19 protein-coding genes are annotated in these 20,047 nt (G+C 44.4%); all 19 read right to left on the bottom strand.

Annotated elements, in window-relative coordinates; genetic code table 11:
• Positions 1 to 5 precede the first annotated feature (5 nt).
• Positions 6 to 1,358, bottom strand: a complete 1,353-nt coding sequence (murD, locus tag F0145_RS01735) for a UDP-N-acetylmuramoyl-L-alanine--D-glutamate ligase (protein ID WP_317133163.1) — start codon at positions 1,356 to 1,358, stop codon at positions 6 to 8.
• Positions 1,359 to 1,468: 110 nt separating this feature from the next.
• Positions 1,469 to 2,692: a phospho-N-acetylmuramoyl-pentapeptide-transferase gene (mraY, locus tag F0145_RS01730; RefSeq protein WP_150086333.1), complete on the bottom strand. Its 1,224-nt coding sequence runs from the start codon at positions 2,690 to 2,692 to the stop codon at positions 1,469 to 1,471.
• Between the two features lie 101 nt (positions 2,693 to 2,793).
• Positions 2,794 to 4,257 carry a UDP-N-acetylmuramoyl-L-alanyl-D-glutamate--2,6-diaminopimelate ligase gene (locus F0145_RS01725; RefSeq protein ID WP_150086332.1) on the bottom strand — a complete coding sequence of 488 codons (1,464 nt, stop codon included), beginning with the start codon at positions 4,255 to 4,257 and terminating at the stop codon, positions 2,794 to 2,796.
• Entirely contained in the window at positions 4,257 to 6,359 is a 2,103-nt protein-coding gene (locus F0145_RS01720) for a penicillin-binding protein (RefSeq protein ID WP_150086331.1), read from the bottom strand. The genes F0145_RS01725 and F0145_RS01720 overlap by 1 nt, the downstream gene beginning before the upstream one ends.
• Positions 6,343 to 6,783, bottom strand: coding sequence for an FtsL-like putative cell division protein (locus F0145_RS01715; RefSeq protein WP_150086330.1), 441 nt, complete (start codon positions 6,781 to 6,783; stop codon positions 6,343 to 6,345). Before F0145_RS01715 ends, F0145_RS01720 begins: the two co-directional genes overlap by 17 nt.
• Positions 6,784 to 6,903: 120 nt before the next feature.
• Complete coding sequence (rsmH, locus tag F0145_RS01710; RefSeq protein ID WP_223815764.1) at positions 6,904 to 7,806, bottom strand: 16S rRNA (cytosine(1402)-N(4))-methyltransferase RsmH; 903 nt, start codon at positions 7,804 to 7,806, stop codon at positions 6,904 to 6,906.
• Positions 7,806 to 8,273 carry a division/cell wall cluster transcriptional repressor MraZ gene (mraZ, locus tag F0145_RS01705; protein ID WP_150086329.1) on the bottom strand — a complete coding sequence of 156 codons (468 nt, stop codon included), beginning with the start codon at positions 8,271 to 8,273 and terminating at the stop codon, positions 7,806 to 7,808. Before mraZ ends, rsmH begins: the two co-directional genes overlap by 1 nt.
• A 560-nt stretch (positions 8,274 to 8,833) precedes the next feature.
• Positions 8,834 to 9,514 (bottom strand): fatty acid desaturase, encoded by a 681-nt coding sequence (locus F0145_RS01700; protein WP_150086328.1) that lies wholly within the window; start codon positions 9,512 to 9,514, stop codon positions 8,834 to 8,836.
• A gap of 122 nt (positions 9,515 to 9,636) precedes the next feature.
• The gene (locus F0145_RS01695) at positions 9,637 to 10,482 is read right to left on the bottom strand and encodes a 4-hydroxy-3-methylbut-2-enyl diphosphate reductase (protein WP_150086327.1); all 846 of its coding nucleotides are present in this window, start codon (positions 10,480 to 10,482) and stop codon (positions 9,637 to 9,639) included.
• Positions 10,483 to 10,487: 5 nt separating this feature from the next.
• Positions 10,488 to 11,183, bottom strand: a complete 696-nt coding sequence (locus tag F0145_RS01690) for a lycopene cyclase domain-containing protein (RefSeq protein ID WP_150086326.1) — start codon at positions 11,181 to 11,183, stop codon at positions 10,488 to 10,490.
• A complete protein-coding gene (locus F0145_RS01685) occupies positions 11,183 to 11,713 on the bottom strand; it encodes a hypothetical protein (protein ID WP_150086325.1) in 531 nt (176 codons plus the stop codon). Before F0145_RS01685 ends, F0145_RS01690 begins: the two co-directional genes overlap by 1 nt.
• A 7-nt stretch (positions 11,714 to 11,720) precedes the next feature.
• Positions 11,721 to 12,557, bottom strand: coding sequence for a phytoene/squalene synthase family protein (locus F0145_RS01680; protein ID WP_150086324.1), 837 nt, complete (start codon positions 12,555 to 12,557; stop codon positions 11,721 to 11,723).
• Between the two features lie 137 nt (positions 12,558 to 12,694).
• The gene (locus F0145_RS01675; RefSeq protein WP_223815763.1) at positions 12,695 to 14,173 is read right to left on the bottom strand and encodes a phytoene desaturase family protein; all 1,479 of its coding nucleotides are present in this window, start codon (positions 14,171 to 14,173) and stop codon (positions 12,695 to 12,697) included.
• 88 nt (positions 14,174 to 14,261) lie between these two features.
• Entirely contained in the window at positions 14,262 to 14,777 is a 516-nt protein-coding gene (locus F0145_RS01670; RefSeq protein ID WP_150086323.1) for an RNA polymerase sigma factor, read from the bottom strand.
• 454 nt (positions 14,778 to 15,231) lie between these two features.
• Entirely contained in the window at positions 15,232 to 16,119 is an 888-nt protein-coding gene (locus tag F0145_RS01665; RefSeq protein WP_150086322.1) for a MerR family transcriptional regulator, read from the bottom strand.
• A gap of 6 nt (positions 16,120 to 16,125) precedes the next feature.
• A complete protein-coding gene (locus tag F0145_RS01660; protein ID WP_150086321.1) occupies positions 16,126 to 16,590 on the bottom strand; it encodes a sterol desaturase family protein in 465 nt (154 codons plus the stop codon).
• A 64-nt stretch (positions 16,591 to 16,654) separates the two neighbouring features.
• Positions 16,655 to 17,428 carry an enoyl-CoA hydratase/isomerase family protein gene (locus F0145_RS01655; protein ID WP_150086320.1) on the bottom strand — a complete coding sequence of 258 codons (774 nt, stop codon included), beginning with the start codon at positions 17,426 to 17,428 and terminating at the stop codon, positions 16,655 to 16,657.
• An 11-nt stretch (positions 17,429 to 17,439) separates the two neighbouring features.
• Positions 17,440 to 19,563 carry a ComEC/Rec2 family competence protein gene (locus F0145_RS01650; RefSeq protein ID WP_150086319.1) on the bottom strand — a complete coding sequence of 708 codons (2,124 nt, stop codon included), beginning with the start codon at positions 19,561 to 19,563 and terminating at the stop codon, positions 17,440 to 17,442.
• Positions 19,556 to 19,993, bottom strand: coding sequence for a GNAT family N-acetyltransferase (locus F0145_RS01645; RefSeq protein WP_223815762.1), 438 nt, complete (start codon positions 19,991 to 19,993; stop codon positions 19,556 to 19,558). The genes F0145_RS01650 and F0145_RS01645 overlap by 8 nt, the downstream gene beginning before the upstream one ends.
• Positions 19,994 to 20,047: the final 54 nt, after the last annotated feature.

Below are 20,047 nucleotides of genomic sequence, written 5' to 3'. Positions count from 1 at the left end.
ACCTGTTATTGCATCGTGTTTTGGTTTAAAGCCCATTTCTGCACGGCTTCGGCAAAACTGCGGCCCCGGTGTTCATAATTCTGGAATAAATCGAAACTGGCACAAGCCGGCGACAACAGCACCACATCGCCGGGCTGGGCCAGGGCTTTGGCTTGCTCCACCACCTCGTCTACCGATTGCGTTTCCTGGATAACCGGAACTACTCCCTCAAATTCGCGGAGCAGCTTTGTATTATCTTTACCCAGGCAGAGCAAGGCCTTTACTTTTTCTTTTGCCAAAGGCTTTAAAGGTTCGTAATCGTTGCCTTTGTCCGTGCCGCCGGCAATCCAAATAATAGGCTGCTTAATTCCTTCGAGCGCGTACCAAACAGCTTCCACATTGGTAGCCTTAGAATCGTTGATAAAAGTAACCCCATTGGCTTCGCCTACCGGTTGCAGCCGGTGTTCCGCATTTTTAAAGGTTGCTAAACCTTCTTCTATGCGAAATGCTTCCGCACCAGCCAGCAAAGCCGCCGTAACTGCTGCTAGGGTATTGTACTGGTTATGCTTACCAATTAAAGGCGAAGCCGAAACATCAATACTTTCGGGCTTGCCGGTTACTTCGGTTACAATATTGCTGTTGGTATAAGTTGCTTTAACCTCGCCGGATGGTTGCAGCGCAAATGGCACCAGCGTAGCCTGGGTATTTACTTTTGCCAAGTGCTCCCGAATTAAAGCATCTTCCTGGTTGTAAATAAAAAAGTCGGTGGGCGCCATGTTCTGGGTTATGCGCAGTTTCGATTGCGCATAATTGCCAATATTATAGTCGTAACGGTCCAGGTGATCCGGGGTAATATTCAGCAGCATAGCAATATGGGCTTTAAACCCGAACATGGTATCCAGTTGAAAGCTGCTTAACTCTACTATATAATATTCCGCGGTATCTTCAATTACTTTTTCCGCCAGGCTCTCGCCAATATTGCCAGCCAGCTCCACGTTAAAACCAGCAGTTTTTAGCAAATGGTAAGTTAACAGCGTGGTCGTAGTTTTGCCGTTGGTGCCGGTTATACAAATAAATTTCGCTTTTGAGTAACGCGCGCCAAATTCAATCTCCGAAATAACTGGAATATTTTTGGCTTTCGCCTGCTTGATAATTTCGGCTTTATCCGGAATACCGGGGCTTTTAATTATTTCATCGGCCGTTAAAATTTGCTCGAACGTATGCGTTCCTTCTTCAAAAGGAATATTTTCTTTTTGCAGTTGTTCTTTATAAGCCGGCTTAATAGTACCCATATCCGATACAAAAACCGATAGCCCTTTGGCTTTTGCCAAAAGGGCCGCTCCTACTCCACTTTCGCCGGCTCCCAGTATCGCAATCATAATTCGTTTTTGGTTTATTGGTTATCGGTTGTCAGTTGTTGGTTTTATATGAATCAGTATCAAGTATTCTTTTTAAACTGATAACCGACAACTAACAACAGACAACTTAATTATCTTAATTTTAATGTAGCTAAGCTTAAAATCGCTAGCATGATGCCTACAATCCAGAACCGCGAAACAATTTTGGATTCGTGGTAGCCTACTTTTTGGTAGTGGTGGTGCAACGGCGACATTTTAAAAATACGCCGGCCTTCGCCGTATTTCTTTTTGGTGTATTTAAAGTAGCTTACCTGCAGCATCACCGATAAATTTTCGACAAGGAAAATGCCGCATAAAATCGGAATCAGCAGCTCTTTCCGGACAATTAAAGCCAGCACCGCAATAATGCCCCCAATGGCCAAACTACCGGTATCGCCCATAAAAACCTGCGCCGGGTACGAGTTGTACCACAAAAAACCAATGCAAGCCCCCACAAAGGCTGTACAAAATATTACCAGTTCGCCGGAGTTCGGGATAAACATAATATTCAGGTAATCGGCAATAATGGTGTTACCGGATATCCAGGCAAAAACCGCCAGCGTTAATCCAATAATAGCCGAAGTGCCAGCCGCCAAACCATCCAGACCATCGGTAATATTGGCACCATTAGAAACGGCCGTAATAATTACAATTACAAAAGGAATATACAGGAAACAGGCCCATTGCCCGAATATGGGTTCGGCAAACGAGAACATAGTGCAGTAATCCAATTCGTTGTTTTTCCGGAACGGTATACTCGTAATCATGGATTTTACATCGAGGTAAGTAGGCGAAGCATCTACCGCCGACAAGGCACCGGTGGCCCCGTTAACGTACTGCCTTACCACCACATCGTCGCTCACAAATAAGGTATAGCCCACAATCAGCCCTAAACCAATTTGCCCGATAACCTTAAACTTACCGGCTAAACCTTCTTTGTTTTTGCGGAATACCTTAATATAATCATCCAGGAAACCAATAATGCCAAGCCAAACCGTAGAAACCAGCATCAGGATAATATAAATATTATCGAGGCGGGCAAAAAGCAAGGTGGGCACCAGAATAGCCAGCAAAATTATAATACCGCCCATGGTGGGGGTACCTTTTTTCTCCATTTGTCCGGCTAAACCTAAATCCCGGATACTCTCGCCTACTTGCTTGCGGTGCAATATTTTAATCAGGCGGCCACCAAATATCATGGCAATCAGCAACGATACCAACGTAGCCATGCCCGCCCGAAAAGATATATATTGAAATACCCCGGCGCCAAAAAAATCAAAATTCTCTTCGAGGTAATTAAATAAGTAGTAAAGCATCTATTCTGTTTAATGTTGAATCTCTGATTGGGAAGAAAATTCTCTTACCCACTTTTTTTGTTTATTCAGAAATCAACCTGTAACAATTCTGTTTTCCGTTTTTATTTCCCCAGTACCTGAAACTGTTGGGCTAATATTTTTTTATCGTCAAAATCGGTTTTTACACCTTTAATATCCTGGTAAGTTTCGTGCCCTTTGCCGGCTACCAGAATAATATCCTGGTTTTGGGCCAGTACACAGGCCGTTTTTATCGCTTCTTTCCGGTCTACCACGGTTAAGGTCTTTTTTAAATCGGTAGGTTTTACGCCAGCCTGCATTTGGTTTAATATTTCCTGCGGATCTTCGAACCGCGGATTATCAGAAGTTAAAATTACGCGGTCGCTGTATTGGCAGGCAATATCGGCCATGATGGGCCGCTTGGCCGCGTCGCGGTTACCGCCGCAACCCACTACCGTAATTACCTGTTGCTCGGGACGGCGAATCTGCCGGATGGTATTCAGCACGTTTTGCAGCGCATCGGGCGTGTGGGCGTAATCAATAATGCCGGTAATCTGTGTATCCGATACAATATAATCGAAGCGGCCCGCCGCCGAAGACAAGCTGGAAAGTACGGTTAACACTTCATCCGGATCTTCGCCTAATAAATGCGCGGCCCCGTAAACCGCGAGTAAATTATAGGCGTTGAACGTACCTATAAGTTTGCACCAAACTTCTTTCCCGTCTACTTCGAGTTGCAATCCCTGAATGGAATTATCGAGAATGCGAGCTTTAAAATCGGCAAAAGTGCGGAGTGCGTAAGTATAGGTTTTGGCTTTGGTATTCTGCAGCATTACGCTGCTCCGTTTATCATCGGCGTTTACCAAAGCAAAAGCGTTTTTCGTCAGGTTATCGAAGAACAACTTCTTGGCCCGGATATATTCTTCAAAGGTTTTGTGGTAGTCGAGGTGGTCGTGGGTAATATTGGTAAAAATAGCCCCGGCAAATTGCAAACCCGTTACCCGGTGCTGCACCAAGGCATGTGAACTTACCTCCATAAAACAATAGCTACAGCCCGCTTTTACCATTTGGGCCAGCAAACTATTCAGGTTAATGGCATCGGGGGTGGTATGGGTAGCCGGAATAACGGTTTCGTTTATCTGGTTTTGCACCGTTGATAACATGCCCACCTGGTAACCTAACTCCCGGAATAATTTGTGCAGCAGCGTAACGCAGGTGGTTTTGCCGTTGGTACCGGTTACGCCTACCAGTTTTAGTTGCTTAGCCGGATGTCCGTAAAAAGCCGCCGCCATATAGCCCATGGCTTCGGAACTATCGCGCACCTGCACATAAGTAACTTCCGGCACCAATATTTCGGGCAGTTGTTCGCAGACAACCGCAGCTGTACCGGCTTCCACGGCTTTAGCCATGTACGCGTGTCCATCGGCTTGTACCCCCCGGATGGCAAAGAAAGCCATACCGACGGCAGCCTGGCGGGAATCGAAGGTTAAGCCAAGTACTTCTACCGCCTCGGAACCAACTACCCCTATGGGTTTTACTTCTGCAAGCAGAGCGGATAAAAGCGGCATTAACTTAATTTTATAGTAATAATACTTCCTTTCTTAATGGGGGTACCCGGCTCCAGCGATTGCGCCTGAACCCGGCCTTTACCCTCGGTTTGCACTTTTAAGCCTTGGTTACCCAGTACAAAAAGGGCATCGCGCAAGGTCATGCCGGCAACATCGGGCACGCGCCCTACCATGAGTTTATTAGATTTCCAAATCAGCGAGTGGCCCTGCGAATCGGCTTTCACCCATTCTTCTTCTGATTTGTTATGCGTGCTGATACCTAATTTATTCGTGATTAAGGTTAATTCTTCCTGGTTGCCGGCTTTTACCGGTGGCAATTTCTGACGGTCGGTAATTACCCGGGTGGCCAAAGGTTTATGCAGGCTTAAATCGCGGGCATAGGCTTTATCGGCCAGTTCCCGGAAAACCGGCGCTGCCACATCGCCACCGTAAATCCGGCCGCTTTTGGGCGTATCAATAATTACAATGCAGGAATATTTAGGATTATCGGCTGGAAAATAACCAGCAAACGAAGTGGAATAATCTTTTATGTATTTACCATTTTTGATTTTCCAGGAAGTACCAGTTTTACCGGCCACTTTGTAATATTGGCTTTTCACGTGTTTACCGGTACCGTGCTCTACCACGCCTTCCATTAACACGCGCAATTTTTTTACGGTTTCTTCGGAGCAAATGCGGGTCGGGTTAAAATCCTGCGCATCAAAACTTTCGATTACCGTACTGCCCTTCCGGATTTCCTTTACAATAATGGGGGTAACTTTAATGCCGTTATTTGCTACTGCGTTGTAAAAAGCCAGGGTTTGTAAGGGCGAAATTTTCAGGCCGTAGCCAATGGACATCCGCGACAAAGAAGTCCGGCTCCAGCTTACATCTGCCGGCGTCCGGATAAAAGGTTTAGCCTCGCCGTGCATCTGGAAACCCAAAGGCTTAGACAAGCCAAATTCGTGCAAATAATCTACAAATTTTTGGGGTTGCGTACCAAAATGCTGCTCAATAAGTTTGGCCGTACCTACGTTCGAAGACTTCTCGAAAACCTGCCCAACCGATATTTTGCCGTAACCACCGCCGGTTGCTTCGCCCATGGCTTTACCGGCAATTAACTGGCGGCCGTGACCGGTATCTATGGTATCGGATGGTGTAAGGTTGGTTTCTTCGAAAAGGGCCATCATAGAAGCCAGCTTAAACGTAGAGCCCGGCTCGGTACGGCCGTGGTTACCAACGGCGTAGTTGTAGTTTTCTACATAAACGCCTTCGCCGGCTTTGCCTAAGTTGGCAATAGCTTTTATTTCACCGGTTTTTACTTCCATTAAAACCACGCAACCGTACTGGGCATTATTGGCTACCAGCGCTTTGTACAAGGCATTTTCGGCTACGTCTTGCAGGTTAATATCAATAGTAGTTTTTAAATCATAGCCTGGCAGCGGCTTTACATCGGTAGCATTGTAAATTGGTTTATTACCGCCGGCCATTCTTTCAAATAAAGCTTCGCCGTCTTTACCCGCCAGGTAGCTGTTGTAAGTATATTCTAAACCAGAGCCTTTTTTATCTTCGGTAATGCGGCCAATGGTACGCTGAGCCAAGGTGCCAAACGGACGAAAACGCTTATCTACCTTCTCGAATATAACGCCGCCTTTGTTTTTACCTTCCCGGAAAATAGGCCAGGAGGCCATCATCTTTTTTTCCTGGTAATTTAACTGGCGGCTGTGAATACGGATGTAACGCCGTTTAGCCAAGCGAGCGTTTTTTATTTTGCGGCGGTAACCTTCGGCGGATTTGTCTCTGTAAAATCGGGATAATAGAAGGGCTAAGGAATCAATGCCTTTGTTAAAATGCTTCTCGTCGCAGATAGTAGGGTCAAAAGCAACGCGGTAGAACGGCAAAGAAGTGGCCATAATACTCTCGTTATCAGATAGCACATTGCCCCGGGTGGCATACACCGGCAGGTAAATCATGCGACTTTCTTTTTGCAGCTGCGCCCACTTTTTACCCTCGAAAAACTGCACGTGCACCACTTTGGCTACAATGGCCACCGCAAACAGGCAGATAGCCAAAAATGCTACCCGCACCCGGGTAACAATAGATTTCTTAATATTCTTCGCCATACACTTCTATCTGGTAAGGTGGTGAAGAACTTTCCACAATTCCGAAGGGCATTACCTTACGAGCTACTTCCGATTGCTTACTGGCTTCCATGTAATCGGCGGCCAGGGTGGTGTAATCGGCGCGTAAATCTTCGGCTTCGCTTTTTATTTTATCAATTTTCCGGATTGTTTTTTCGGCGTAGTGGGTGTTGCCAATGTAAAACAAGGCAACTATCATTAAATAAATAATGTAAGGTAAATATTTAACCGGCAAGCCATACTGAAACAAGGCATCCATTTTGGTATACCGGTCCAGCAACTCAAAAATACTCGTCCCTTTTGGCCGCTCCGGGCGCTGCCGCGCCGGCTCTTCCTGGGGCACTGGGCGCTGCGTGTTAACTTTACGCTGTACCCGGGGTCTTTCTTGTACTGTGTTTGCCGCCATTATTTACAGTTTTAGTTGGTATTTGGTAAGTTCTAAGTCTTCCATTATTCTCTTTTCTCCAGTTCTCCTGCTTCAATTTATTACTTATAACCTGCTACCAGATTCTTTTTTATAGCATACTCATAACTTTTCAGCTACCCGCAATTTGGCACTCCGCGACCGGTTATTTTCCTGCAGCTCTAAAGCCGAAGCAGTTAAGGGTTTGCGGAATACCGAAGCAAAAGGCTTTATTTCGTTGCCGTACAAATCTTTCTCTACTTCGCCGAAGAATTTACCTTGCCGGATAAAGTTTTTCACCAGCCGGTCTTCGAGCGAGTGGTAGGAAATCACGACCAGGCGCCCTCCTGGTTTTAATACTTCTGCCGTCTGCAGCAGCATTTCTTCCAGGGCTTTTAATTCGTCGTTTACTTCCATGCGCAACGCCTGAAATACCTGCGCCAAATATTTATTTTCTTTGCCTTTGGGCATACAGCCCGCAATGGCTTCTTTAAACTGCCCAATGGTTTCGATTTCCTGCGAGGCTCTTTTTAAAACAATCGTACGGGCCAGCGTCCGGGCATTTTTTACTTCGCCGTAAATCCCAAACAACTTGTGCAAGTCTTCTTCGGCGTAAGTCATTAAAATATCTTTGGCGGTTTTATCAGCCGCTTTATCCATGCGCATATCCAGCGGCCCATCAAAACGGGTAGAAAAACCTCTTTCGGAAGTATCGAACTGGTACGACGACACGCCCAAATCTGCCAAAATGCCATCTACCTGCTTGGCCCCGTACAGGCGCAGGTATTTTTTCAGGTACCGGAAGTTGGCTTTCACAAACGTAAAAGTCTTGGCTTCTAGCTTTTCGCCTTCTTTTTCCGCGTCCGGGTCCTGATCAAAACCAAATAATTTACCGGTGGTAAGCTTACTCGCTATTAAGGCCGAATGGCCGCCACCGCCAAACGTAACATCTACATAAACCCCTTCGGGCTTTATGGCCAGGGCCTCTACCGACTCCTGCAACATAACCGGCTTGTGATACGCCATTATATTCCGGGTTCAATTAAAGGTTGATCGCCTAAAAACTTCTGAGCCAACGACGAGAATCCTTGCTGATCTTTAATCAGGAAGTCTTCGTATTTGTCGGGGTTCCAGATTTCAACGCGATTGCCCAAGCCTACCACAATTACTTCTTTTTCTATTTCGGCGTAGCGCACCATGGTACGGGGCAAAATAAACCGGCCGGCACTGTCCAGTTCTACTTCGGTATTACCCCGGAAAAAATTCCGCTGAAAATTCCGGTACTCTTCGTTAAACTCGTTCAAACTAGCCACCTTGTCGTAAATCACTTTCCAGGCCGCCTGCGGATACAGTACCAGGCACGGCTCAAACCCCCGGGTCAGCACCACCTGGTTGCCAGATTCCTCGGGCAGATTGGCTTTTATCTTTGCAGGTAAAACCAATCTTCCTTTCGGGTCTAGCTTACACTCGTATTCGCCGGAAAGAAAGTTCATACAGGGCCTTTTGTCTTCCGGGTAGATTCCGGAGTAAACAAAAATACGGATAAGAAAAATTAAGTCAACCTCGTTCTCCCACTTTTTACCACTTTGTGGATAAATTATGGTTATCAACCCCACTTATACACATTATCCACAATTTCACTCACACTTTTACCCTAGTTTTCCCAAGGGCAATCAACTGGCAAAAACACCCACAAACAAGCTATATCAAGTTAAACAATTGACTATCAATGTTTTAATTATATTTACCAATATTATAATCAGAAATATCTAATCTGTCAATACCAAAGTGGGGCAAAGTGGAGGAAGTGGAAAGAAAATTACCGGTTTGTGGAATAACAGCCCACAACAACAAAAAAGAATAAAATTTACCGGTTAAAACCAATTATAAACCAGCAGAAATAAAGGAGGCGCGTAAGTATATTTACGGATATATTAAGGGATTATTCTGCCTTTAGTGAAAAAGAATAATGGGCAAAATCGGGCATTAAATAATTACTAATCAGGGGAATAATTAGGATAGGAAAGAAGAAAAACTGGTTGGCAACAGGTACTTATTTTTTCTCTTTGTAAAGCTGCCACCAGGGTATGTAAGGCTTGTCGTGGTGCTCGTAATGGTAGCCAAAAAAGTAACAACTAATAAATGCCCAGGTATGGTTTTTGGCCAGGGTATGCGATTTATGTTTGTTATCGGAAGCGTGTTCGCCGCGGTGCGGCAGGTAGGTACCAAAATAAAACAACTGGAAAGTAGCCAGAATAGCCGGTATCATCCAGAACAAGATAACGTTTTCGGCCGGGAATATTAGTTTAAGTACATTAAAAGTGATGGCCATTAACACCAGTTGCTGCCAGGTAATGTAATTTTTAAGAAAACTGAAATACCAGATAAAGAAATTACCGCCGTGATAATCCGGGTCTTGGCCGGTAGCTACATGATGGTGGTGCGCGTGGTGGCGAGGCAGCAACCGGTTAAAATTATTGTAAGCAAATAAACCCGCGGCCAGCGTACCAATAGTTTTATTTACTTTTCTGTTCCGGGAAACTACGCCGTGCATGGCATCGTGGGCCGTAATAAATAAACCGGTATACAAATGGGTTTGCACCAATAATAACAGGTAAGGCACCGGCGAATAAATATTAACCGGAAAATGCAGCAAAAACCAGAGGCTTAAACCCCAACTTAAAATAACCAGCGTGGCAATTACGGCACCTTTATGTTTTTGCAAATAATCCATTTTTAATATTCCAGACAGGCCTTAAGCAACCAACAAATCTGGTTCGTTATTAATTCTTACTAAGCCAATTTTCAGCTTTCCGGAGGGTTTTATTAAAAGCTCCTCTTATTTAAATTAAATATTTAATAAGCCAGCAGCACATCGCGCACGTTTTCCATTAGCCACATGGGTGTAGAAGTAGCGCCACAAATTCCCACCGAATCGCCGGGCGAGAACATGTTTGGCGAAAGTTCTTCTACCTTCGAAACAAAATACGTGTTGGGGTTGGTGTCTTTGCAAACCTGGTAGAGTACCTTACCATTAGAAGATTTGGTACCTGACACAAACACAATTTTATCGAAGCGGTTGGCAAAGGTGCGCAAATCTTTATCGCGGTTAGACACCTGCCGGCAAATGGTATCGTTGGCATCTACCACGTAGCCTTTTTCTTCGAGGTAATTCTTAATGTTGTAAAAGCTATTGGTACTTTTAGTGGTCTGGCTATACAGGGTAATATTTTGGGGTAGCTCGTGTTGCAGCAATTCGTCAATATTTTCGAATACCACCGCATTGTTATTGGTTTGGCCCAGCAAGCCTTTTACCTCAGCGTGGCCGTGCTTACCGTAAATGTATATTTTCTCTTGCTTGTCGTAAGAAGTTTTAATGCGGTTTTGCAGCTTTAATACTACCGGGCACGAAGCATCAATCAGGTTTAAGTTATTTTCCAGAGCAATCTGGTAAGTAGAAGGTGGTTCCCCGTGCGCCCGGATAAGTACGTGTTCGTTATGTAAGTTTTTGTACGTTTCGTAATCAATAATGCGCAGGCCCCGTTTTTCCAGGCGCTCTACTTCCTCGTCGTTGTGCACAATATCACCCAGGCAATATAAATAGCCTTGCTCATCCAGTATATCTTCGGCCATTTGAATGGCGTAGATAACACCGAAACAAAAGCCGGAATTTGGGTCGATTTGGACGTTGAGGTTATACATATTTTTTAAACCACTAAAGCATTATTTTGTTTAGCCTTCCGGCGCCGCAGCCACTCGTATATCGAAATGGTAATTAAAAGCATTAGCATCGAATACATGGTGTCTTCGATGGGGATGGTTGTGAGGCGCACGCCCAGGTTATAATTATTGTTATAAAGCACCACCGGCAACGCGGTTAATACCCCGTTTACCAGCAGGAACGGTATTAAATGTACGAAATATGCTACGTAAAATCTACCTAAAACCTGGTTTTTTAAAAGCCGGTAGTGCAGTAATTGCATTATACTTAAGCCCAAAAAAGTAATAGAAGTATACAGCCGCGGCAGAAAAAATAAACCCAGAGGAATTAACATTAAAACCAACGCAACGGATAATCCGGTGGCATAAGGTCGAAAGAAATCTTTGGGAATATAGGCATTCAGGCACTCGTAAATAAATACGCAGGCGTAAGGCACCGTAATAAAAAACAATATTTCTTCCAGGGGCAGTCCAAAGAAATAAATGCCCAGTAAATATTCAGGGTTAAAGTCCCACACGCCCAGGTGGGTAAAATAAATATCCCAGATAATAAATATCAGCGCGTTTATGGTTATGGCTGGAAACAGGTGAGGCCAATTTTTGTAAAAGGCTACCCGCTTATCGAAAGACAAGACCAACGGGAAAAAAATGGTAAATAAGTTTAAGTACAAATAAATATACATCAGGCTTTTAGGTTATAGAGCTGTTTTTTCTCCTGTTCCGTCAGTTGGTCGGGGTGCTTCAACAAAAATCCCCGGATGCTGCGGTAAACATCGGCATCTATACTGGAGTTGGGGTAGCGGAAAAGTTGATCCAGAAATATTTTCTTGTCTTCGTCCAGGTGTTCGCTCATGTTTAAGTAGCGCGGTATAAAAAACTCCAGCGAATATCGCAGAAACCGCACCTCGGCAACCTGCGGATGTTTGTTTATAACTTCTTCAAATATTTGGGCCGAAGTACGCAAGTGTTTAATTTTAGCATAAGGGCTCCAGGCGTGTTTGGCCATCATGCCCTGCACGCCGGCCTCGAAACCCAGCACTACTGGGTCCTGGCCTTTATATTGCTTTAGGTGATGGGCCAGCTTCTCGCAAGTAGCTTTGTCTTTGGTTCCTTTCTCGTAAAGTTTGCGCAAATCCTGTACCCGGTACGTATATTCGGTTTGTAAAAAAAAACTGATAAAGGTTAAGCTGAGCGTAAGTAGTAATAAATGCACGATAAATTTATATGGTGTTGAAACGGTAACGCAGGTAAGAACCTACCAATAACGCCAGCTTGGTGTTATCGGGTACTCTTACGCGTTCCGACAGAATTCGGGCTGCCGGCAGGTGCTGAATTTTCCGAAAAAGCTTTAAATAATAAATATAAGCTAAGTAAACGCCCATGCGCGCCGACTTAGGCAGTTGCAAAATACCTTTGTAAGCTTCGTCAAAATCGTGGCGAATATCTTGTTCAATGGCCGCTTTACAATCGTTATCGAACGAAGCAAAATCTATTTTAGGAAAGTATACCCGTCCCCGTTCTTTGTAATCGCTCTTCATGTCGCGCAAAAAATTTACTTTCTGGAAAGCGGCACCCAGGCTGCGGGCCGGTTCTTTTAACTTATCGAACAAAGCTTCGTCGCCTTCGCAGAATACCCGCAAACACATTAAACCTACTACTTCGGCCGAGCCGTAAATATATTCATCGTATAAATCTTTGTCGTAGCGCTGGTCCAGCAAATCCATGCGCATACTCTTCAGAAAAGCATCAATATAAGAAAGGTCGATATTATACGCGTGTACCACCGCCTGGAAAGAATGCAGTACCGGATTCAGGCTGATTCGCTTTTGGATAGCCTCGTAGGTGCAGGCTTCAAAATCATCCAGCAGTTCGGCTTTGTTATGCGCATGAAAGGTATCTACAATTTCGTCGGCGAACCGCACAAAACCATAAATACCGTAAATGGGGTAATGAAATTTTTTATCGAGGGTTTTAATGCCCAACGTAAAAGAAGTGCTGTATTGCTGGGTTATCAGCTTACTGCATTTGTAGCTCGTCTCGTCAAATAACGCCATCATGGGCCAATATTATTTAAGTACACTAATTAAATTTAAAATATTACCCTGCCCGCTTACACGCCTACCCTAAAACCTAGTAACTGCTATTTAGTTAAATGGTTTGGGAATTTATTAACCCAAACAGCTTAACCCCTGCCCTAAGAATAAGCCAAACCAATTTCGTGGGCTACTACCTGCCCCGAAATAAGCGAAGGCGGCACCCCGGGCCCCGGCACGGTTAACTGACCCGTATAATATAAGTTTTTCACCTTTTTGCTGTGCAACGCCGGCTTTAAAATAGCTGTTTGCATTAGCGTATTGGCCAAGCCGTAAGCATTACCTTTAAAAGCATGATAATCGCTGATAAAATCCTGGTGCGCGTAGCTGCGTTTAAATATTACATGTTCCCGAATAGATTGCTTGGTTAACCTTTCCAGCCGCTGCATTACCAAATCGTAATATTTTTCGCGGGTAGTTTCGTTATCTTCTAAATCGGGGGCTACCGGAATTAAAACAAATAAATTTTCGCAACCGGCGGGCGCTACCGTGGGGTCGGTTTGCGACGGCGCCGATACGTAAAATAACGGGTTGGTAGGCCACTTTGGGTTCTCGTATATTTCGCGGGCATGCGGCTCAAAATCTTCGTCGAAAAACAGGTTGTGGTGCTGCAAATTTTCCAGGCGTTTGTTAATGCCCAAATAAAATATTAACGACGAAGGCGCCATCACCCGCTTTTGCCAGTAAGCTTCGGAATAACTGCGCTGCGCCGGCAACAGCAACTTTTCTTCTACGTGATGATAATCGGCTCCGGCTACCACAATATCGGTATCGAAAGTGTTGGTGGCCGTAATTACCTGGTTAATATTTCCGCCTTCAGAGTTAAAAGAGGTAACTTCCTGGTTATAGCAAAAATCAACACCTTGTTCTTTAGCCAGCGCTTCCATGCCTTCTACTATTTTGTACATGCCTCCTCTGGGGTACCAGGTACCCAGGGCAATATCGGCGTAGTTCATTAAGCTATACAGGGCCGGCGTGTTTTGGGGCAATGCGCCCAGAAACAAAACCGGAAACTCCATTAGCTTAATTATTTTTTCGTGCCGGAAATATTTCCGCACGTGCTGGTGCATCGATTGAAAAACATCTAACCGGAAAACATCCAGCAGCAGTTGCCAGTCCAGGAATTCGGTTACGGAGCGGCCAGGCTTGTATACCAGTTTATTAATGCCCACCTCGTATTTATAGGCAGCCTGGTCCAGAAAAGTTTTTAACCGTTGGCTGCTGCCGGGCTCCAGCGATTCGAACAAACTATAAACCTGGGTTAGTTGTGCCGGAATGGGCATAAAATCATCTTCCCCAAAAATAATGGTGTAGGAAGGGTCCAGGCGTTGGAGAGCGTAAAAGTCGGCGGTAGTTTTGTTGAATTTATTGAAATATTTTTCAAACACATCGGGCATCCAATACCAGCTTGGGCCCATATCGAAAGTAAAACCCTGGGCGGTAAAAGAACGCGCCCGGCCACCCGGCCGATCGTGCTTTTCGAGGAGCGTAACCCGAAACCCTTGTTGTGCCAAACTGGTAGCTGCAGCCATGCCGGAGAAGCCGGCCCCAATTACAACTACTTTTTTCTGCACTGCCATATAAAAAATCTTATCTTAAGAACACCGGATTACGCAACCTTACCCACTAAAGGTTAATCAGGTAAATATAAACTTGGCTAAAGTAGCCTTAAACCGCCGGATTATACACCCGCAGCATTTCTTTTAATTCTTTCCGGGCGATATGTATACGGTTTTTTACGGTACCAATCGGAATTTGCAATTTATCGGCAATCTCCAGGTATTTAAAGCCCGTGTAATACATCATAAAAGGCGTCCGGTATTCTTCGCTCAAATATTCAATGGCTTTGTTTATATCGTTCATGGCAAAGCTACCGGTAGCACTGTTCTGGGCCACAAACCGGTCGTCGGTGTTCAGAAAAGTAATCTGATCGGTGTTATCGAGCGTAGTGCTGCGCTTGGTAATTTTATTATAATTATTAATAAAAGAGTTGCGCATAATAGTATAAAGCCAGGCTTTTAAATTGGTACCGGCTTTAAACTTCTCTTTATTCAACAAGGCTTTCATCAGTGTTTCCTGGATGAGGTCTTTGGCATCGTCCAGATCGCGGGTGAGATTAAGAGCAACGGGCTTTAAGGAGTAAGATAGGGTTTGCACCTGGTTGGTGAATTCAATTGCAGTCATCCTGTTTATGGTTAATAGCCAATAGTTAAACAATTATACTAAAATAAACTGAATAAGTTTCTTATTGTTTAACTTTATTTTTAAATAATTAAACAGATTATTATTTAAGTGGCTTTAAGCACGTGCTACTAAGAATTTACATACGGGTTTATACGCATGTTTAACTGTAAATTATTGAATTTTAAGCAAATAAATTATTTATACTACTTAACGCTGGTACCAGACAACAGGTAGCAGAACCAGAAAAAATTATTAGTAAAGAGTTAGAAGAAGTAGAACAGGTACAAAACCTTAAAGGTAGTTGCCGCTAATTTTTAGCATATAATTTATTACGGCAATAGCTGAGGCTAGCTACTTACGAAAGAATATTTACGAAAGCCAGTGAAGAAATGTGCCAATAACCAACCGCTCTAAAATATTGCGTTAGGTGCTTAAACCATCTGCCAACGGCAACTTACTTAGAAACGTCCTGAATATGCCCGATAAATTCTGGTAAAGAAGAAATTTTAATAATATTAGACGGGAAATTTATGTGCCCGAACTGTACCTGGCTTCCGGCCAGGTATACAATAATTTCATCAGCTAAGGCCGATAAGTTATTTATATATTCCTGTACCTTGTCGCGTTCGGGCATATAGGTAAAAGCGGTGCATATAAAGTGTGGTTTGTAATAATGTACGCAGGTTTCCAGGTCGGTGAAAGGTAAATTCTGCCCCAGGTACATTACATGATTGCCCCGGTTGCGAATAACATAATTACTAAACAACAAGCCTATTTCGTGCAGCTCGCCTTCGGGCAGGTATAATAAAAAACGCTGCGCCGCTTGCTGGTCCGGAATTACCTGTCCGTCAATCGCCACAAATAATTTCTGACGGATAAGATTACTTATAAAATGTTCGTGGGAAGGATTAATGCTACCCGTTTGCCACAACAACCCGGTTTTTACCAGAAAAGGGCAAATAACCTCAAGCATGGTTTTTTCCAGACCTTTTTGCAGAATAGCAGTGGTCAGCAGTTTGTCAAATTTCTGCTCGTCCATTTCTATCATGGCCAGCAACAAAGCATTTAACTGCTGCGGAAATGCCACATTGGCCTGGGTTAGCACCAGCACTTCGTTTACCAGCTCCTGCTCCGACATTTTGGCTATTTTGGAAATTTTATAGCCTTGTTCGTTCAGGAAAGAAATATTCAGAATATGTTTTAAGTCGGTATCGTCGTAGAACCGGATATTGGTTTCGGTGCGTTTAGGCTGCAAAATATTGTACCGCTGCTCCCAAATACGGAGCGTATGCGCCTTAATGCCAGACAAATGTTCCAGGTCTCTAATCGAATATTGCGCCACTGCTCTTTATTTAATCTTAGTTTTCTTTTTGCGGGCTAGTGCAAAATATTTTGCCGGTACCCATAACATCCCAAAAACCTCGGAGCCATCGCGCCCGGAAGTTTTATGGTGTACTTTGTGGCCAATGTTAAGCGCTCTTAAATAAGTATTAGATGAATTTTTAAATATTTTAATCCGCCGGTGAATAAAAATATCGTGCACCAGAAAATAAGTTAAACCATACAAACTAATACCGGTACCAATCCAGAAGCGGTAATCCATGTTTTCGCTGCCGTAAATAAAAAAAAGCATTGCCAGCACGCCGTAGTATAAAAAAAATAAATCGTTCCGCTCAAACGCATGGTTGTGCCGCACGTGGTGCGACCGGTGCAAAAACCACAGAAAACCGTGCAATATATATTTATGGGTAAACCAAGCCACCCCCTCCATGAGCAAAAATGTAAAAACTACAATGCAAATATTGGCAAGCATATTTATACAACCATTAAGTATTTAATATGTTTTTAATATTAATTTAATTTTAATTTAATCTATGCTACCACCAGAATTTTTCTTTTTGTAAAAAGGCGGCCATGCCGCGCTGGCAATCGGCGGTACCGCGCGCCAGGGCATTCATCTCGGCGGCATAATCCAGGCTGCGGTTCAGCTTCATATCGGGCAACCGGTACAGCATTTCTTTTATCATTTCCATGCTCTGGGCCGAATTCTCCTGGCAAAGTTTCCGGGCAAAGTCGTCTACAGCCTGGTTTAGGTCGGGGGCTGGTATTATGTAATTAATTAACCCAATTTCCTGGGCTTTGGCCGCCGACACCAAATCGCCGGTTAATAATAATTGTTTGGTGCAGGCTTCGCCTATTTTGCGCAGCAGAAAAACACTTACAATGGCCGGCACAAAACCTATTTTTACCTCGGTATACCCAAACCGGGCCTCTGGCACCGAAAATACCAAATCGCAAATAGAAGCCAGGCCACAACCTCCGGCTATGGCGTGCCCGTGTACTTTGGCAATAACCACTTTTTTAAGCGTATAAATCTGCCGGAACAATTGCATTAGGTGCGAAGAATCGTACAAATTTTCGTCGAAGGTGTTTTGGGCCAGGGTTTGCATGTACGCTAAATCTACGCCGGCACAAAACACCTCGCCGGTAGCCTGCAGTACAATTACTTTACAGGCTTCGTCGTTTTCGGCAAAGTCAAAAGCATGCTTGAGTTGGCGCACTACTTCAAAGTTTAAGGCATTCCGTTTTTCGGGCCGGTTTAAAGTAATGTAAGCAATGCGTTCGGCGGTTCGGTACTGTACGTAATCCATTATTCCTGATTTTAGTATTTCAGCGGTACCGGTTGTAACAGGGCGCCGCGTTTATTTACATTATAACAAATAACACCGGCTTTGGTTAACAACTGTTCTATTTGTTCCTGGTAACGCAGGCTGTTCGTGCCATCTAATATTACAGCAGTGCCTTTTAATACAGGTGTTAGTTCATCCAGGTTCAGGTAAGGCCGATGCGACAATATTATAAAATCAGGTTTAACTTGTTGCACCAGTAAAGCTCGCGGCGATTTAATACAACGCAATATTTTAAGACCTTGCCACTGCAGCAACTGGTTACCATCGGGCAGCAGCATTGTTGCAATAGAACCAGGTAAATTATTCCCGAGCGTATTGGTGTGCTGCTTGGTAATGCCCAGTTCCTGCCAATGCGGCTGAATAATATATTGGTGGTTTTTAGGATTAGCATAGAAAGTACTGTCGGCTAACAATTGCCCTTGTTCACCGGAAATAAAAGCCAGGGCCGTAGCTTTTGGCACCTGGTATACTGCCAGCAATTGGTTATTTTGGCGCTTACCGGCCGCCATTATTTTTAACCCGGAGAAAACTACCAGCAAGCCGCTGAAAAAAGCAAAATAGACCAAACGTTTCCGGGCGAAAAACAAAATCAGGAAAACCAGCAATAAATACAGCAGCCACGTTTGTACCGTAGTTAAATTAATATTATTTATTACCGGAAAGGGCGCTTGCAACAACCAGGAATTACTTTCGTGCATCAGCCAGAGCAGCCAGGACAAAGCTTTACCCAAATAAATAGGCACCAAAGGGAGCCAAGAAAGCGCCAGCAAACCCAAACCCACCACCAGGGCTACACTCGAAAGGGTAATTGCTACTAAGTTTGCTGCCAGAAAATAAACCGGGAACTGGTGAAAATAATAAAGCGTGAGCGGCAACGTAGTCAATTGGGCCGCCACCGAAGCACAAAGCATTTTCCAGACAAAGCGGGCCACGTAAGTTTCGGGAGCCAACGGTTTTTCCAGTATCGGGCTGAAATACAAAATACCCAGCACCGCCAGAAACGACAACTGAAAACCCACATCGACTAAAAAGTAAGGGTTGTAGAGCAGCAGAAAAAAAGCGGCTGCCGCCAGCGTGTTGTAAATATTGGTTTGTCGCCGGAAAGTTTCGGCGGCTACCAGCAATAAAAACATGCCCACCGCCCGCAGCACCGACGCCGACAAAGCCGTAACAAAAGCGTACATGCCAAATATACCCAGCAACACCAAAAACCGGAACCATTTAAAGCCACGTTGCCGGCTCCAGCGGCCCAGAAAAAAATTAAGAATATAAAATATTACCCCAACGTGCAAACCCGAAACTGCCAACACGTGCATGGTACCCGACTGGGAATAAGCCGCTTTAATATCTTCGGGCAAATAATCTTTTATACCCAGCAGCAGGGCCGCCGCTACGCCGTATTCGCGGTCCGAAGGCATAGCGGCTCGCAACCGCGCATCCATATTATTCCGGACAGCAATGCTCCAGGCCATTAAAATATTACCGGGTTCGTAACCTATCTGCATGAAATAAGGTCCTGATAAATAATACTGGAAATAAACCTGGTTGTTGGCTAAATATTGGCGGTAATCGAATTGGGCGGGGTTCAGGGGTGGTTTTACAGGTTCGGGCTGGCCTTTTATCAGCAATACGGCGCCATAGCTTAAAGGAATATTTGCTTGCTCCCGCTTTATGGTAAGTCGTACTTTACCCGCCGCCGGTTGCCAGTTCCCTGCCCGTTTTACAGCTTTTACTAAAATGGTAGAACTAACCGAGGCAGGTTTTTGGGTAATATAATCATCTACCACGCCCACATAATGGCTGATGGTGCCGGGCGGGTGGTTTAAATTTACCGGCTGATGCCGAAAAGTGAAAACATGGGTAAACACATAACCCGCCGTAACAAGCAACAACATGCCCGTAATACCCACCAGATTATTCAGGTTGGTTGATTTTTTTTGCCGGGAGAGGAAATAAAGTAGTACATAAATAAAAAGTAAAAGCCCGGCTAGTAAACTAGTGGCAAAAGAATATTTATCGGCCTGCAGGTAAATAACGATGCCGGCGCTAAAGAAAAAAATAATGCGTAAGAAAGGATAAGGTCCCCACCTAATCACGCAAAATCATTTTAAAATGGTCAATGTCGCATTCGGTAAATAAGTCCCCAACGGTTTCGAAACCCTGGCGGGCATAAAACGAAACAGCCGGCAATTGGGCGTGCAGGTATATTTCTTTATCAGGGTGTGCGGCTTTTACATCTTGCAAAATTTTATGCAGCAAGTGGCTACCTACTTCCTGGTTCCGGTATTCGGGCAATACGGCAAATCGCTCCAGTTTTATGCCTTTCTCGGTTTGACGCCAACGCGCCGCGCCGCAGGGTACGCCATTGCTGGTAGCTAAATAATGGTGCGCTGTTTTTTCGTATTGGTCGTATTCGTCTGCGGTGGGCACGCCTTGTTCTTCTACAAAAACTTTTTCGCGAATGGTAAAGGCAGCGTCTAAGTCGCGGATATCTTCTATTTTACTTACCAGGATTAAGTTTTGCACTTGGTTTGAATAATTGTTTAAGATTGGAGTACGTAAAATATTTTCTTTTGTGAA

It is taken from the genome of Adhaeribacter rhizoryzae (genome assembly GCF_008629685.1).
Lineage (GTDB): Bacteria > Bacteroidota > Bacteroidia > Cytophagales > Hymenobacteraceae > Adhaeribacter > Adhaeribacter rhizoryzae.
Note: the sequence above shows the minus strand (reverse complement) of the source record. Positions and strands in the feature narration are given on the sequence as shown.